At 65.5% G+C, this 16,078-nt stretch carries 16 protein-coding genes; 5 read left to right on the top strand and 11 right to left on the bottom strand.

Annotation, left to right across the window (positions count from 1 at the left end):
• Positions 1–65 precede the first annotated feature (65 nt).
• The 8 genes from ACFV4R_RS07835 to ACFV4R_RS07800 all read right to left on the bottom strand — a co-directional run bounded on the left by ACFV4R_RS07835 (position 66) and on the right by ACFV4R_RS07800 (position 9,437).
• Positions 66–1,232 (bottom strand): Gfo/Idh/MocA family protein, encoded by a 1,167-nt coding sequence (locus ACFV4R_RS07835; protein ID WP_377201827.1) that lies wholly within the window; start codon positions 1,230–1,232, stop codon positions 66–68.
• 30 nt (positions 1,233–1,262) lie between these two features.
• Positions 1,263–2,123, bottom strand: coding sequence for a sugar phosphate isomerase/epimerase family protein (locus tag ACFV4R_RS07830; protein ID WP_377201826.1), 861 nt, complete (start codon positions 2,121–2,123; stop codon positions 1,263–1,265).
• Between the two features lie 61 nt (positions 2,124–2,184).
• Entirely contained in the window at positions 2,185–3,066 is an 882-nt protein-coding gene (locus ACFV4R_RS07825) for an ATP-binding cassette domain-containing protein (RefSeq protein WP_377201825.1), read from the bottom strand.
• Positions 3,063–4,964 carry a dipeptide/oligopeptide/nickel ABC transporter permease/ATP-binding protein gene (locus tag ACFV4R_RS07820; protein ID WP_377201824.1) on the bottom strand — a complete coding sequence of 634 codons (1,902 nt, stop codon included), beginning with the start codon at positions 4,962–4,964 and terminating at the stop codon, positions 3,063–3,065. The genes ACFV4R_RS07825 and ACFV4R_RS07820 overlap by 4 nt, the downstream gene beginning before the upstream one ends.
• Positions 4,961–5,902 (bottom strand): ABC transporter permease, encoded by a 942-nt coding sequence (locus tag ACFV4R_RS07815; protein ID WP_377201823.1) that lies wholly within the window; start codon positions 5,900–5,902, stop codon positions 4,961–4,963. Before ACFV4R_RS07815 ends, ACFV4R_RS07820 begins: the two co-directional genes overlap by 4 nt.
• Positions 5,903–5,908: 6 nt before the next feature.
• Positions 5,909–7,441 carry an ABC transporter substrate-binding protein gene (locus tag ACFV4R_RS07810; protein ID WP_377201822.1) on the bottom strand — a complete coding sequence of 511 codons (1,533 nt, stop codon included), beginning with the start codon at positions 7,439–7,441 and terminating at the stop codon, positions 5,909–5,911.
• Positions 7,442–7,587: 146 nt separating this feature from the next.
• Entirely contained in the window at positions 7,588–8,598 is a 1,011-nt protein-coding gene (locus tag ACFV4R_RS07805) for a Gfo/Idh/MocA family protein (RefSeq protein ID WP_377201821.1), read from the bottom strand.
• On the bottom strand, positions 8,595–9,437 hold the full coding sequence (locus ACFV4R_RS07800; protein WP_377201820.1) for a sugar phosphate isomerase/epimerase family protein: 843 nt from the start codon (positions 9,435–9,437) through the stop codon (positions 8,595–8,597). Before ACFV4R_RS07800 ends, ACFV4R_RS07805 begins: the two co-directional genes overlap by 4 nt.
• Positions 9,438–9,642: 205 nt before the next feature.
• Between ACFV4R_RS07800 and ACFV4R_RS07795 the strand changes: the two genes are divergently transcribed.
• Entirely contained in the window at positions 9,643–10,662 is a 1,020-nt protein-coding gene (locus ACFV4R_RS07795) for a LacI family DNA-binding transcriptional regulator (protein ID WP_377201819.1), read from the top strand.
• 139 nt (positions 10,663–10,801) lie between these two features.
• Here ACFV4R_RS07795 and ACFV4R_RS07790 read toward each other — a convergent pair whose 3' ends face one another.
• The 3 genes from ACFV4R_RS07790 to ACFV4R_RS07780 form a co-directional block, all read right to left on the bottom strand.
• Positions 10,802–11,656 (bottom strand): phosphotransferase, encoded by an 855-nt coding sequence (locus tag ACFV4R_RS07790; protein ID WP_377201818.1) that lies wholly within the window; start codon positions 11,654–11,656, stop codon positions 10,802–10,804.
• A 101-nt stretch (positions 11,657–11,757) separates the two neighbouring features.
• Positions 11,758–12,015 (bottom strand): hypothetical protein, encoded by a 258-nt coding sequence (locus ACFV4R_RS07785; protein WP_377201817.1) that lies wholly within the window; start codon positions 12,013–12,015, stop codon positions 11,758–11,760.
• Between the two features lie 79 nt (positions 12,016–12,094).
• Positions 12,095–12,442, bottom strand: coding sequence for a hypothetical protein (locus ACFV4R_RS07780; protein WP_091718143.1), 348 nt, complete (start codon positions 12,440–12,442; stop codon positions 12,095–12,097).
• Between the two features lie 180 nt (positions 12,443–12,622).
• On the opposite strand from ACFV4R_RS07780, the gene ACFV4R_RS07775 reads away from it, so the two are divergent.
• From ACFV4R_RS07775 to ACFV4R_RS07760, 4 genes are all read left to right on the top strand, one after another.
• A complete protein-coding gene (locus ACFV4R_RS07775) occupies positions 12,623–13,690 on the top strand; it encodes an NAD(P)H-dependent flavin oxidoreductase (protein ID WP_377201816.1) in 1,068 nt (355 codons plus the stop codon).
• Between the two features lie 153 nt (positions 13,691–13,843).
• The gene (locus ACFV4R_RS07770; protein WP_377201815.1) at positions 13,844–14,470 is read left to right on the top strand and encodes a hypothetical protein; all 627 of its coding nucleotides are present in this window, start codon (positions 13,844–13,846) and stop codon (positions 14,468–14,470) included.
• Between the two features lie 83 nt (positions 14,471–14,553).
• Positions 14,554–15,291 carry a YcnI family protein gene (locus ACFV4R_RS07765; RefSeq protein WP_377201814.1) on the top strand — a complete coding sequence of 246 codons (738 nt, stop codon included), beginning with the start codon at positions 14,554–14,556 and terminating at the stop codon, positions 15,289–15,291.
• Between the two features lie 100 nt (positions 15,292–15,391).
• On the top strand, positions 15,392–16,033 hold the full coding sequence (locus ACFV4R_RS07760; RefSeq protein ID WP_377201813.1) for a DUF4232 domain-containing protein: 642 nt from the start codon (positions 15,392–15,394) through the stop codon (positions 16,031–16,033).
• The last annotated feature ends 45 nt before the right edge of the window (positions 16,034–16,078 follow it).

Here is a 16,078-nt window from a genome sequence, read left to right as displayed (position 1 = left end):
GAAGGATCGGAAATGGCCAGCGGTTGCCCTGCTGTTGCAGGGTAACCGCTGGCCATCAGGGCCGGTCAGCTCCGCTCGGGGAACTGGCCTTCGGCGGCGATCCGCTTGTTCAGCTCGGCCAGGAACACGTCCTCGTCGAAGTCCAGGCCCACTTCGGTGCCGGTCCAGCTGGAGAGGTGGATGGCATTGGCCAGGCGGACGCCGTTGATGCCGTCGGAGCCCGGGGCCAGCAGCGGCGTGCCGTCCAGGATGTTGGCGGCAAAGTTCTCCAGGACACCGGCGTGCTGGCCGCCCCAGACGGACTCGAACTCGATGACCTCGGTGGTGTAGTACTCCTCGGGCTTCAGCTGGCCCATGAAGAGCTTGCGGACGTCATCCATGCCCATGCCGTCGCTGAGTTCCCGCTCGGGCTTGTTCAGGCGCGTGACGGTGGCGGTCTTGGAGCCTTCGACGACGATCTTGCCCTGGTCGCCCAGGATCTCGAAGCGGTCGGTGCCGGTGAGGTCGTGCGTGGCGGTGACGAAGACGCCGGTGGCGCCGTCGCCGTAGTCCACCACCGCGGTGACTTCATCCTCGACGGCGATGTCCCGGCGGAAACCGTAGGCCACCTTGGCGTAGACGGACTTGGGTACACCGCAGATCCACTGCCACAGGTCCAGCTGGTGCGGGGCCTGGTTGACCAGCACGCCGCCACCCTCGCCGCCCCAGGTGGCCCGCCAGGCGCTGGAGTTGTAGTAGCCCTGCGGACGCCACCAGGTGGTGATGATCCAGTTGGTCCGGCGGATGGCACCGATCTCGCCGTTGTCCACGATCTCCTTGATCTTGCGGTACAGCGGATTGTTGCGCTGGTTGAACATGATGGCGAAGGAGAGTTCCGGCTTGGACGCCGCGAATTCGTTCAGTTCCTTGACCTGCTTGGTGTAAACACCAGCCGGCTTTTCCACCAGGGCGTGGACGTTGCGCTGCAGCGCCGCGATGCCCATTTCTGGATGGAGGTAGTGCGGGACGCAGGTGACCACGGCGTCCACGTCGCCGCTGTCGAGCATGGCGATGTAGTCATCATGGAAGGGAACGTCAGGGTAGGTTGACGCGGCAAGTTCCTTCTTGGCGGGGTCCGTGTCGCAGATGGCCGCGATTTCCATGTTCGGCACCAGTCCGTCGGTGATGAACTTGGCGTAGGCGCCGCCCTGCTGGCCCAGGCCGATGATGCCGAGGCGTACTTTCTTGCTCATGTGGTTGTACTCCGTTTGTTCGTTCGAAAATTAGAAGAGGTCCCCGTGGCCCATGGCGGCCAGGTTGTCGCAGGAGGTTTGAAGGGCGTCCCACACAGTGCGGCCGTACAGCTCATCCTGCTCCACCAGCAGGTACTGGGCTCCGGCTTCGACGGCGGCGGGAACGATGGAGGGGAAGTCCAGGTTGCCCTCGCCCACCTCGGCGAACTGGACCACGTTCTTGAATTCGGCCATGAAGCCGGGGAAATCACCCTTCTCCAGCAGCCCGAACGATGATTCCGGCATCTGTCCGATCCGGTAGTCCTTCAAGTGCACCATGGCCGTCTTGCCGGCGTACTTTTCCAGCGTGCGGACCGGGTCAAGGCCGCCGCGCTGCACCCAGTGGACGTCGATTTCCATGCCCATGGCCGGGGAGTTGTCCGCGATGATGTCCAGCATGTACTTGCCGTCAAACTTCGCGAACTCGATGTGGTGGTTGTGGTAGTACAGGCTGATGCCGTGCTCCTGGAGCCGCTCCGCATACCCGTTGGCTTGCTTGGCAAAGTCCACCACGGCATCCAGTGACTTCATGGCGGGAAAGGGCAGCATGCCGATCCGCAGCAGCGAGGTGTCCAGCTGCTTGGCATCTTCCACGATCTTGTCGAAGTTCTCGGCCAGCGATTCCACCGGCATGCCCTTCCGGCCTTCAACATTGACCGACAATGCGGCGATGTCCATGCCGAGTTCGTTGCGGGACCGGTCCAGCTCGGCCACGTTCTCCGGTGTCATGGGGATCTGCGAGATCTCCACCGCGTTGTAGCCGATCGCACTGACCTTGCGCAGCGTCTCGAACGCCCCGATGTCCGCGAAGCTGTCCTTGAGCATCATGGCTTGTACGCCTATTTTGGCCACGTCATTCCTCCGTTGTTCCGGCCCGGTAGGGCCCTATGGGTCTGGGCTGGGATCGGCTGCGTCAGGCTGCCGCGCCGGCCTGTTCGGTCTGTTGGCGCTGTTGTTCCAGCAGGCGGTGCCGGTCAGCGCGGCGCTGCTCCTGCCTGTCGGGATCGGGAACCGGAGACGCCAGGAGCAGGCGCTGGGTGTACGGGTGCTCAGGGTTCCGGGTGACGGTTTCCGCCGGGCCTTGCTCCACGATTTCACCGCGGAACATGACGGCTACCCGGTGGCTGATGTGTCGGACCACGTCCAGGTCGTGGGAGACGAACAGATAGGAAACACCGGTGTCCTTCTGGATCTGCAGGAACAGGTCCAATACCCGGGCCTGCGTGGAGAGGTCCAGGGCGCTGACGGGCTCGTCGCAGACAATCAATTTGGGCGACAGGGCCAGGGCCCGGGCGATGGCCACACGCTGCCGTTGACCACCGCTGAACTCGCGGGGAAGCCGGTGGATGGCGTCTGATGGCAGGCCCACCTGATCCAGCAGTTCCTTGACCCGTTTCCTGGCAGCATCCTTCTCCAAGCCTTGGACGCCCAGCGGTTCCGCCAGGATGTCACCGATCTCCAGGGCAGGGTTCAGCGATGTGTAGGGGTCCTGGAACACCACCTGCAGGTCCCTGCTCAGGGTCCGGCGGTCTTTGCGGGAGGCGTTGCTGATGTCATTGCCTTCGAAGATAACCTTGCCCTGGGTTACTGGTGCCAGGCCCAGGACCGCCCGTCCCAGCGTGGTTTTGCCGGACCCTGATTCCCCCACCAGGCCTAGGGTTTCACCCTGGCCGATAGTGATGTTGATGTCAGTCAGGGCACGGAATGGCTTGGCACGGAACTTCTTGCTGGGGTATTCCACCACCAGGTTCTCGACGCTCAGCAGTGGTGCACCCTGCCGCGAAACAGTACTCATGACACCGGCTCCTTTTCTGCGGTTGCGTGCCGGGAGGTTTCACCGTGCGCCACGGGTCCCTCCGGCGGGGATACGAGCATGGTCATGGGCGTCTTGCCTTCGAGCATGGACCCCAGAAGGGTCCGCGTGTATGTCTCTTTCGGGTTGCGGAGGATATCGCGGACGGCGCCCTCCTCCACGAGGCGGCCGTTCTGCATCACCGCTACGCGGTCGCAGAGATCGGCAACCACACCGAAGTTGTGAGTCACCAGGACGACGCCGATGTTCAGCCGCTGCTGCAGCTCGCGCAGCAGGTCCAGGACATCGGCCTGCACGGTGACGTCCAGTGCGGTGGTGGGTTCATCGGCGATGACCAGGTCCGGTTCGCAGCTGATGGCACCGGCGATCAGCACACGCTGCGCCATGCCGCCGGACACTTCGTGCGGGTAGGCGTTGAAGGTGCGTTCCGGGTTCACGATTCCGACGTCGGTCAGCAACTTCAGTGCCCGGGTCCGGGCTTCCGCCTTGGAGATGCCCAGCACGCGCACCATGGGCGTGACCAACTGGTAGCCGATGGTGAACGCGGGATCCAGGTTGCTCATGGGCTCCTGCGGAATGTAGGAGATCCGCTTGCCGCGCAGCTTGGACAACCGCTCCTGGCTCACCCTGTCCTCGCCCGGGGCAACCGTGTAGTTGCCGTCGAACTGGATGGAACCGGCGACGATCCGTGCGTTGTCCGGCAGCAGTCCCAGGATGGAGAAGGCGGTCTGCGACTTGCCTGAGCCTGACTCCCCAACGATGCCCAGGATTTCGCCCCGATCCACATGGAAGGAGACGTCGTCAACCACCTTCTTGATGGAACCGTCGGCCTGCGGGTATCCGACGCCGAGGTTGGTGACCTTGACCAGGTGGTGCTCGGTTCCACGCTCGACGGCGGCCACGGACTTCCGCGACGGGCGCGCCTTGGCGGGCTCCGCCGTCGTGCGTTCCGTCGAAGAACCCGAGCGCTTCCTGCGGTGCTTGATCTTTTCGCCATCTTCCAGGGCGTCGCGGATGGCGTTGCCCAGGAGCACGAGGCCCCCGATGGTGAGGGCCATGGCCAAGGCCGGCCAGAGGAGCAAGGAAGGCGTCAGGTAGACGTTCTTGAAGCCTTCGGAGAGCATGACGCCCCACGTTGCCTTGGTGGGATCGCCGAGTCCCAGGAACTCAAGGCCGGACTGGATGGCGATGGCCACGCCGGCGATCGCGGCGGTCTGGATGATGATCGGTGCGCGGACCACCGAGAAGATGTGCCGGGCGATGATGCTCCAGTCGGACAGGCCGGAGACGCGGGCGGCGTCAACATAGAGCTCGTTCCGCACCGACTGGACCGCGGTGCGGGTGAGGCGGAAGTAGGACGGGCTGATGAGGATGCCGAACGCGATCATGGAGATCCAGACCGACGGTCCAAAGGCTGCCCGGATGGTGAGCAGCACGATCAGGCCCGGGAGGCTCATGAGGATGCTGACTACCCAGTTGGAGACACCTTCAAACTTGCCGCCGTAGTAGCCCGCGATCAGTCCTGCGGGCAATCCGATGGCAATGGCCACGCCGGCGCACAGCAAGGCCGAGAGCAAAGTCAGCTGGGCACCGAAGAGCAGGCGGCTCCAGGTATCGCGGCCGGCGCTGTCCGTTCCAAGGATGTTGGTGGAGTCCGGCGCAGCGAGGGTCTTGCTGATGTTCGCGAAGTTCTCCTCGAAAGGAGCCAGTACCGGGGCGAAGATCGCCAGCAAGGCGATGCTGACCAGGATGATCAGCGATGCGATGCCCATGGGGTTCTTGAGCAAGCGGAGAAGGACGGAGGACCGGACCACGGTGCCGCTCTGGCCCGTCTTTGTGGCCGCAACGGCTACGGCTGTTGCATCTACGGAATCGCTCATGACACACGTACTTTCGGGTTGAGCCAACCATTGAGGATGTCCACCAGGAGGTTCACCACGATGACCACCACCACGGTGTACATCACGACTCCCATGACGACGGGAAGGTCAGTCTGGCCGGTAGCAGCCACTGCCAGGGGGCCCATCCCGGGAAGGGCGAAGATCTGCTCGATGATCACCACGCCGCCCAGCATGCCGATCAGCTGCAGGCTCAGCACGGTGAGCCCGGCAGGTGCCGCGCTGCGCAGCACGTGCTTGAAGAGAATCTCCCTCTCACCGACGCCGCGGCTGCGGAGCGTCCGGACGTAATCGCGTTCCAGCTGCTTGATGACTGCGCTGCGGATCTGCTGGGCACCACCGGTCACCCCGTTGATGAGCAGTGCGATGACGGGCAGTGTCATCGAAACCACCCAGGCCTCGGGCCCCACTTCCGGAGAGATGGTGCTGGTGGCCGGGAAGAAGCCAAGCTGGATGGCCAGGACGGTTACCAGGAACACGCCGATCACGTACCCCGGAATGGAGTCGCCAATGATCGCGCCCACCTGTACCACCCTGTCCACCCAGCCGCGCTTGACGGCTGCGGCAACACCAATGAGTGCTGCGCAGATGGCGATCAGGATCATTGCGGCGAAAACCATGGTCATGGTTACCGGAATCCGCGTGGCCAAGGAGTTGGCGACCGGTTCGGAGGTGAACCACGAGGCCCCAAGGTTCCCGCTCAAGGCGTCGCCCAGCCACGAGAAGTAACGGGTGAACAGGGGCTGATCGAGCCCCAGTTCGTGTTCCTTCGCGGCAACCTGTTCGGGAGTGGCCTGGTCGCCCAGGATGTTTTGGGCAATGCTGCCGCTGGCCGTGTACAGCAGCGTGTAGGTAAGTATCGAGACCACGAGCAGCACCACCACCCCGCTGGCCAGCCTCTTCGCAATGAACTTGATCATGGGGTCCTACTTGGCAGGCGAGTAGTTGTAGATGGACGGAACGGCCTGCTGTGCCTGCGGCACGACGTTCACCTTGTCGTTGTGGTAGTACATCTGGTTGACGCGGAAGAGCGGAGCAAACCAGGCCTGCTCAACCACATACTTGTTGACTTCCTTGGCAGTTTCTCCGGCATTGTCTCCGGCGGTGCGGACAGCCTGGATCTTGGCGTCAAGCTCGGGAGTAGCGGACTTGAACGGGTTGTAGAGTGCCTTGGCGGAGACGATCTGGTCAATCGCGACCGTGGGCTCGCCCTGGAACAGGTTGAAGTAGAGAGCGCTGTATTTCTGCGCCGCAACGTCTGCCGTGAAGGTGTTGGTGATGGCCGCACCGGGATTGAGCGTGATTCCCACATCAGCCAGCTGCTGCTTGAGGACGGAGATCAGGGTCTCAGCCCCCGGCAGGGTGGGAACGTCGATGCTGATGTTGCCTTCAAATCCCGATTCCTTGATGAGCTCCTTGGCCTTGGCGGGATCGTAGCTGTAGTAGTTCTCCAGCTCTTCGCTCCAGGCTCCGCTGTCCTTGCCGAACGGCTGCGAGGTGGGAGTGCCCTGGCCAAGCATCACCTGGTCCAGGATGGTCTTGCGGTCGAAGGCGTAGTTGATGGCCTGGCGGACCTTAAGGTTGGCCAGTGCCGGGTTCTTGGCGCCGTCGCGGTCCAGGAGGAGCAGGCCTGCCCAGTCCACCTGGTTGGCTTCGAGCTTCATCTTGGCGCCCTCGGCCTGCTTGCCGTTCTTCGGGTCAAGAAGCGTGGCATCGATCTGGCCGGATACCAGTGCGTTGGTGCGGGCGGTCGGATCCAGGAGGATCTTGAGGGTGAGCTTCTTGTACTTCTGGAGGTCCTTGTTCCAGTACCCTTCGCGGGCGTTGAAGACGCTCTGCGAATCCTTCACCGAAGCGGCTTTGTCCATAACGTAGGGACCGGAACCCACCGGTTCGGTCTTGATGGCGTCGGTGCCGAGCGCCTTGGGGCTGCCCATCAGGCCGGCCGCCTGGCTGAGGAAGAACTCCAGCGCCGGATCCGGGGCGCTGAGGTTGATGTCCACGGTGTCCGCGTCCACCACGGCAACGTCGGAGACCGAACTCAGCTGCGCCATCTGCGGACCATTGGCCTCCTTGAAGTGGTCCAGGTTTGCCTTGGCGGCTTCGGCATCGAACTTGGCGCCGTCACTGAAGGTGACATCAGTGCGCAGATCGAGGGTCAGCTTGGTCCGGGCGTCGTTGTACTTCCACTCCGTGGCCAGCATCGGGCTGAGCTTGCCGTCCGGTTCGCGCAGGATCAGCGAGTCGTAAGCCGCCTGGTAGGGCTGGAGCGCGTGCCCAACATGGGCCTGGGCCGGATCCCACGAGGTCAGGTCCCGCAAGGTTCCCAGCGTGAGCGCGGTAACCGTGGTGCCACCGGGATTCGCACCTGCTCCGGCGTTGCCGCCGCCGCAGGCAGTGAGTGCCATTGAGGCACTCAGTACGAGGGCGGCCGCTGCCGCCTTGGGACCTAACTTCATTGTTGGCTCCTTGAATGAGTGGAGTAGTGCTCGAGGTGAAAGCATGTGGCCTGCGCCACACTGCTTGTGAAACCCACAGTACGCATCGTTGCCATCTTTGGCAACCGGTTGTCAGAAAAGTTGCACTTTTGTTTTGCAGCCGTTTCTCAGGAAACGGTTTCAGCCGCGTCCGGGTAGCTCTGGCGGTAGATGTCCTTGATGATCCGCAGCGATTTCTCGGCTTCGGCCGGGCTGATCCAGAACGGCTCTGCGTCATCGAGGCGGGCGTAGAAATCGGCAATCAGCAGTTCGTGGGACACACCCCAGTAGTCGCGCCCGCCGGAGGCGCTCCTGCGTTCGGGCACCACCTCCACGCGCCCGTCGGCGTACGTCACCGTCAGGTCGCCGCGCAGGTTCAGGACGGCCTTTTCGGTGACGACGTCCAGGGTCACCGGGGCGTTGTACGGATTCGCCAGGGTGGCGTAGAAGGCGCTGCGGGCACCGCTGGCATGCTCGGCCACGAATTCCGCCGTGTCCTCCACCTCGATGTCACCGCCCAGGAAACGGGTCGACGCGTTGCCGCTGACGGCAGTGATGTCCCCCGCCAGCCATTGCAGCAGGTCCAGGGTGTGGATGGCCTGGTTCATGAGGAGGCCACCGCCGCCGCCTTCCCAGGTTCCGCGCCAGGGCCGGTTGCGGTAGTAATCCGCAGTGCGCTGCCACATGACAGTGGCGGAGGCACCCACCACAACCCCCAGGTCACCGGTTGCCAGGAGCTGGTGCATCGCCTGGGATGTGGCGTTGTACCGGTTCTGGAAGCAGACAGCGATCTTTGCGTGGTTCGCTTCAGCTGCGGCCACCAGGCGCCGGCCTTCGGCCAGCGTGTGGGCCAGCGGCTTCTCCACAATGACGTTCACGCCTTTTTCCAGGCAATCCGCGGCAATGGAAGCATGCTCATTGTGCGGTGTGCAGATGTGCACTACATCCGGCCGGACCTGCTCGATCAGGCTGAGGTGGTCACTGAAGCCCGGAACACCAAAAGTCTCCACGGCTGCGGCGAGCCGCTGGGGGTCGGGGTCGCAAACCCCGGCCAGCACGGCGTCGTCGAGCTTGGCAATGGCCTCGAAGTGGACGGAGGAAACGTCGCCGCACCCGATGACGGCCGCCCTCGCCGTCACGAGAACGAAACCCCATGCTTGTCGGCGAGAGCGGCGAAGGCGCGGGCGGCGATGCCGAACGCCACCGGGCCGGAGAAGCCGCCCAGTTCGTGGGCGCTGGCAAGGTGCGGCTCAAGGGAGGCGAAACCACTGAAGCCGTCCGCTTTCAGGGCGGCCACCGTGGCGTCCAGTTCGCCGTCGCCGTGGCCCGACGGAACTACTTCGCCGGTGCTGAACAGCGCGTCCTTGACCTGGAAGTATTCGAGGTAGGGCCGGAGCATGGCGTAGCCCGCGGTGTACGGCTTGACGCCCACCTGCACGAAGTTGGCGTTGTCCCACGCGACGCGGAGCGCCGGGGAGGCAACCGTCTCCATGATGTCCAGGACACGCTCGGGGGTGTCGCCATAGATGTCTTTTTCGTTTTCGTGCAGGAGCACGACGCCGGCCGCCTCGGCTTCCGCTGCCAGCGCGGCCATGCGGACCAGGACGTCGTCGCGGATGTCTTCGGCGCTTTGGGCCTCGGCGCGGTAGAAGGAGAAGATCCGCACGTAGCGGGTGTCCAGGCCCTTGGCAACGGAAATGATCTGACGCAGGCGTTCCACCTCGTGCTCCACGGGCAGGCTGACGTCCACCTTGCCGATGGGGCTGGCAACGGCCGAAACCTTCAGTCCACGCCCGTCCAGGATGCCCTTCAGTTCCCGCACCTGCTCCGCCGTGAGCTCGGAGACGTTCGTCCCCCACGCGCTCCGGACCTCGATGTGGCTGGCGCCCAGGGCCAGCAGCACGGCGGCCTGCACGTGCGGATCAGGATCGATTTCGTCGCCGAATCCGGACAGGGGCCAGGTTGCAGTTTCGCTCACGGTTTCTCCTTGGTGCGGGCATGCCGGCGCGTCTTTGGCCGGCGGCATGCCGTGGCTGGTGTCACATTTCCCCTGCAACATTAGCCGCGTTGCAATTCACTGACAACCGGTTGCCATAAGGTGCAATCCGTGACATCCTAGGGCTTTCAGCGCAGTGTCTCCGGTCACAACCGCGCTCTCGCCAGTCCGTTCAGAGAGGAACGCCATGGCACTGCCGCCAGTTTCAGTGGGCCGCCCCGCGACCATCCACGACATTGCTGCCGTGTGCGGCGTAGCCCCGTCCACCGTGTCCCGTGCACTGTCCACGCCGGAACGGGTTAATATCCGCACCCGCGAGCGGATCCAGGCCGCCGCCGTCGAACTCAACTACACACCGAACTCGCAGGCCAAGGCCCTCAGCTCGGGAAAGACCGGCGCCGTGGGCGTCCTGGTCCCGGACATCACCAACCCCTTCTACTTCGACCTGATCCGCGGAACCCAGCTTCAGCTCAAAGCTGCCGGATACACGCAGCTCCTGGTTGACACCGAAGAATCGGACGAGGTGGAGGCCAGCGCCATCCAGCAGCTCCGCAAGAGCGCGGACGGCCTGATTGTGGGGGCTTCCCGCCTGACGGACGAGGCCCTGCTGGCAGCCTCCGAGGCCATGCCGCTGGTGGCCATCAACCGGGATGTGCCCGGGGTTCCCGCGGTCATCATCGACACCCCCGCAGCCACCGGCCAGGCCCTGGACCACCTGATCTCGCTGGGCCACACCAGGGTGGCGTACATCTCCGGCCCTGTCTCGTCCCAGTCGAACGCCCGCCGGTGGGATGCCCTGTCCGAAGCCGGCAAGGAGCGCGGCATCGAAGTGGTCAAGCTGGGTCCGTTCGCCCCGAAGACCCAGTCCGGCGCCGCGGCAGCGGACACCGCGGTCCACAGCGGTGCGACGGCCTGCATCGTGTTCAATGACCTGATCGCCATCGGCATGCTGCAGCGGCTGCGCGAACGGGGCGTCCGGGTTCCTGAGGACATGAGCATCGTGGGCTGCGATGACATCTTCGGCGCCGATTTCTGCAACCCTCCCCTGACCACCATGTCCTCCCCCATCGAGCAGGCCGGGCGGGTGGCGGTGACCATGCTGCTGGCACAGCTGGATCCCCTCCGCGGCGGCGGCACGCGCACCCGCTCGGTGATGCCCACACACTTGACGGTGCGCGCCTCCACCACTGCGGCGCCTGCAACCTGACGGGGGCGCCCTGTTTCGCTGCGCGTTCCCGTTTTCGCTGCGCATCCGCGCTGGCGCACCCCGTATCTCCGGCGCGAAATCGAGTTTGCGTGTCGAAATCAGAAACGCACGTCAGAAATGGGGCGGCTGATACTGCCACTCACCAGCGCTCCAGCGCCTCGCGCAACATGCGGTGACCCTGGTTTTCGAAAGCTTCGTCCCCCACCTGGAATGCCCAGACGGCCGTGCCGACTGCCTCCCGGAGCAGGTCAATGCGCCACACAGTGTGAGACCTGGGATCCGTCCCGTAGCCGTACAAGAACGCCTGTTCAAGCTCCGGCCGTCCCCGCCACTGCTGCACTGCCAGCCTGCACAGGTCCGTAGCAGCCGGGCGGAACTCGAACCGGCCGAAGTCGATAACCCGGACTTCGCCGGAGTGGATGAGCCAGTTCCGCGGTTGCCAGTCACCGTGGGTGGGAACCACCGTGGCCGGCTGCGGCCGGTATTCCGCCAGCCGCCGCCTGGCTTCCCGCTCTAGTGCGGGATCAATCCGATGGGCACGGTCCAGCCACGCGAGTGACTTCGCTGTGGCCTGGAGCTCATAGCGGTCATCGATGCGGCGCTCCTGGTTATGGAACAGCCTCAGCAGCTCACCGGCCTGGGCGTACACCGGCGGAGCCAGTTCGGCTTCCGTGCCCTCAACCAGGTGGCCCTCCAAGTACTCCATGACCAGGACACTGGCGCTGGTATCCGCGTGGAACAGGCGGCCTGCCCGCCCGCACTCCACCAGCGGGCGGGTATAGGCCCGGTGGGCTGCGATCTCGCGGCCGAGGTGGTGGTTACCGGGTCCCCCGGCCTTGATGATGAACTGCCCGGCGGGCGCCTGAACGTGGAGAACCTTCGTGTCCACGAGTCCCCAAGACAGGTCCGCCAGGAGCTCCGGGGAACCCAGCCACGATGCGACCAGGGCGGACTGTTCGACGTCCAGCAGCCCGCCGTCCCAGCGACCGTTCATTTGCCCCGCCCGCAGCCCTTTCCCCATCCGAGGAGACTAGCAATCCCTGGCACGTGGCCGGCGAGGACCCGTGCTCCCGGTGCCCAACCCAAGGTTGGTGGTTACACGGGCAATGGCAGCCAGCACCATCTCGGGCGCCGACAGCGCGAAGTCATTGCGGTGATGCTGGCCCAGTCCCGGACGCTGAGGCCGGCCTTGTCAGCCGGCTTGGCCAGCTCGATGATCTCCGCCAGCCGCTGGAGTTTTCCGCCCACGGATTCGATGTAGGCCTGGGCAGCTTTCCGCCGGTCTTCCGGATTACGCGTCAGCCGTGACCACGTCTCCGGGGTGTAACTGAATTTTGAGAGATAAAGGGGCATGGCCCGCTCCTATCGCCCGCTGCTGAACTGTGGCCGGACGGTGGCTCCAGCTGGATAAAGCCACCGTCCGTCAGTACGGCTACAGCTTGTCGGTGCGGTCCTCGCCGCCCCTGTGGCCGCCGCCGCGGAGGTTCTCCTGGACTTTGCCGAAGAGGTCCTTGATGGTGGATTCCGCGTTGCTGATGACATCCACCGGCACATACACGTCATGCGTGGCCGGGAGGTCGTACTCGTCCTTCAAGTGCGTGCCGTTTCCGACGCCCTGCAGTGACAGGTAAACCATGGCTTCCGTCCGCGCGATCCCGGCAAGCTTCCCAAACACCACGGTGAACTCGTTGGGCTGGAAGGTGATGGTCTGGCCGATGTGGCTGCGGCCAAGTTCACCAGCCGGAACAACCTTTTCTGACTGGCTTCCGGTGTAGTCCATGAACTTCTCCTTAGATCGCCTGCACTGATGAAATGCAGTCTATCGCCGGGCGGCGCGGCTGTGGCCGGCGCTTCCCTTCCCACGAACGCAGCGGGACCCGGCCGGGACTTGGGAGGGCAGCCAGGCCCTGCAAGACTGGTCGAAGCAGCAGCAAACCACCGGATCCGTCAGGAGAATGCCATGCCCCAGCAGGACCACGCCCCTTCACGCCGCAGCAGGACCACGGACGTACTCGGCATTGACGTGCCGGTGGTGCTTGGCCCCTTCGGCGGCGTGTCTTCCGTGGCGCTCACCGCAGCGGTGTCCGACGGCGGCGGGCTGGGTTCGTACGGCCTGTACGGGTACGACGGCGCCGCGATCCTTGATACGGCGGCGCAGCTACGTGCCGCCACGGCCAAGCCGTTCGCCCTTAATCTGTGGGTGCCCACCGGCAGCGAAACGACGGAGCTGCCCCGGACGGAGTTCGACAGCTATGTCCGCGCCCTCCAGCCGTATTTCGAAGAGCTTGGCCTCGAACTGCCGGACATGCCGGCGCGCTTCATGGCCGACTACGGCGAGCAGGTGGAGGCGACGCTCGAAGCAGCCCCCGCCGTCGTCAGCTTCGTCTTTGGTGTCCCCGCGCCGGAAATTGTGGAAGAAGCGCACCGGCGCGGCATCAAAGTGGCCGGGACCGCCACCACCGTGGAGGAGGCCCTGGCCCTTGAAGCGGGCGGCGTGGATGCCGTGGTGGCCAGCGGCATGGAGTCCGGCGGCCACCGTGTGTCCTTCCTCCGCCCTGCCGAGGAATCCTTGGTGGGCACGTTCTCCCTGGTCCCGCAGGTGGCCGATGCCGTCAGCATCCCCGTCATCGCCGCGGGCGGCATCGCCGACCGGCGCGGGTTCGCCGCCGCCCGGGCGCTGGGAGCCGACGGTGTCCAGGTTGGCACGGCCTTCCTGGCCACCAGTGAATCGGCCGCCGCGCCCGCCTACCGGGAGTTGCTGCACAGCCCGGCCGCAGGAAACACGGTCCTGACCCGCGCGCTGAGCGGCCGGCTGGCACGCGGAATCCCCAACCGGGTTACCTCTGAACTGGCGCCGCCGGCCATCGCTCCGTTCCCCGTCCAGAACTGGCTGACCGGCCGGTTCCGTCCGACGGCCGCCGCTGCCGGAAACACGGATCTCATGTCCCTGTGGGCGGGGCAGTCTGCGCGGCTCATCCGGCACCAGGGCGCTGCGGATGTCCTGGCGGAACTGCTCGCCGGGGCCTGACGCTACTTCTTCTCCCCGCGGGCCCGCTGCGGGTATCCACATACCGCCAGCCCGGCGCCGTAACGTCCCCGGTTCCCCGGTAGAATCGGGCGGGCAGGAACAGCCGCTGTTTCCTGACGTTGTTCGCGCCACCGCACGGGGAGGGGAGAGTCAGTGCAGGCACACCGCACCCCCTTCCACCTCCTGCGCGCTTCGGCCCTCGCAACTGGAATCCTGACCCTTGCGGCGGGCGCCCACGTGGCCGGCGGCGGGCAGCTGCCCGCTCCGGGGATCCTCCTGGCCATCCTGGCGCTCACGGGTCTCGCCAGCACCGCTGCCACCAAGCTCAAGCTCTCCTTCCCGGCCATGGCCGGGCTGATGGGCGGCGGGCAGCTGGCGCTGCACGAACTGTTCGCCACGTTCAGCGTGCCCTCACAGCCTTCAGGTCCCGTGGCAGCCTATGCGGGCCACCAGCACGGTGTGCCGTCGCTCCCGCCGGACCTGCTGGCCCTTGCCGGGCACACGGGCCCAACGGACCCTTCGTCAGGTTCCCTCATGCTGGCCGCGCACGCGCTGGCAACCCTTGGATGTGCCCTGCTGCTGGCCAAGGGCGAAGCGGCGCTCTGGGCCCTTGCCAGCTGGCTGCGGCCCCTCGCCGGCCTGCCCGCACCCATAGCCTTCAACGACGCGGGGCCGGTTCCCGCAGCGCTTCCCCCCGCCGCCGCTCCCCTCCGCCCCTGGCGGAACCTGCGGCAGGACAGCCGACGCGGCCCGCCTTCCGCCGTCGTGCTTTCGTACTGACCCGCGCCGCCATTGCACGCCGGCCCGGGCCTTCCCAAAAAGAATTTGCACGCCACTGATGGTGTGCACCAGAAAGGCAACCCATGAACTCCTCGACACTTCGCCGTACCCTGACCACAGCCGCAGCCGCAGGCGGCACCGCCGCGCTGATCCTGGCGGGCGCCGGAGCCGCGTCCGCCCATGTGGGCGTGACGCCGGACAAGACCTCAGCCAACTCCTACGCATTGCTGACGTTCGCCATCCCCCATGGCTGCGAGGAATCCGCCACCACCAAAGTGGCCATCACCCTGCCGGCAGAGCTCAACGACGCCCAGCCCACCGTGAACCCCAACTGGACTGCGGAAAAGGTGACCGAACAGCTCGCCGAGCCGAAGAAGCTCGCCGACGGCAGCTCCATCACCAAGCGGACCAGCCAGATCGTCTACACGGCCAAAACGCCCCTGGCGCACGAACTCCGTGACACGCTGGTCCTGTCCGTCAAGCTTCCCGATGCCGCCGGCACCACGCTGAACTTCCCCACGATGCAGACCTGCGAGGCCGGCCAGACTGACTGGTCGGAAATCGCGAAGGATGGCCAGGATCCGCACTCACTGAAGGCGCCGGCCCCGTCCATCACCATCACCGAAGCAGCCACGTCCGACGGGCACGGTGCCAGCGCAGCCGCGGCAACCCACACGGAACAGGCAGCGTCCGTGACGGACAGCGGATCCGATGCCCGCAGCTGGGCCGGCCTCGGGGCCGGCGTGGCCGGACTGGTACTCGGCGGGCTCGCACTGCTCCGGAGCGGCGCACGCCGGAAGGCAGCCGACAGCACCAAGTAGTCCCGGTTTGATGCCCGGATCATCACGATCCGGGCATCAAATTGCTTTGGGACCACGTGGCATCGTTGACGCCGCCCCGGACTGCCGCGAAGGTGGTGGCATGAGGTCTCAGAAAACACTCCAGGGGATAGCCTTGTCGACGGCCGGCGTGGCGGCTGTCCTGATGCTTGCATCGTGCGGTCTCGGCCAGCCGCAGAGCCAAACGACCACCACCCCGGCCGGGCCGGGGACGGGCTCCGCCAGCCCCTCGCAGTCCGCACCCCCGGCTACAACGGCCGCGCCGCCGTCGTCCGCTGCCCCTGCCACCACCACACCGGCAGGGCCCGGACTGTGCAAGGCGGGAGTGCTTTCCGCAGCGACCGACGCGTCCGGCGGCGGCGCCGCGGGCAGCGTGTACATGAAGCTCAACCTCACCAACACCGGGAGCGAGCCCTGCATCCTCAAGGGCTTCCCCGGAGTGTCCCTCGCGGCTGACGCGGCAGGCGGCCCCATTGGCGCGGCGGCAACCCGGGACGAATCCGTTCCTGTCACGGACGTCCTGCTGGCACCCGGCCAAACGGGCTGGGCCCAGCTGAGGTACACGCAGGCGGGCAATTACACCGACTGCTCACCAGTTGATGCGGCCGGCTACCGGATCTACCCGCCGGAAGACACCGAGTCCCTTTTCCTGGCCCAGCCCACCACTGCCTGCAGCAACGCAGACATCAAACTGCTGACCATCGGCGCCTTCCAGCCCGCCTGACGCCAGGGCCTCAGGACACCAAAAAGCAGGCGGTCCGGCTTACGC

The organism is Pseudarthrobacter sp. NPDC059871 (assembly GCF_042731175.1).
In the GTDB taxonomy this organism is placed as follows: Bacteria; Actinomycetota; Actinomycetes; order Actinomycetales; family Micrococcaceae; genus Arthrobacter.
The sequence above is the reverse complement of the archived record's forward strand: the minus strand, read 5'-3'. Positions and strand labels throughout refer to the sequence as shown.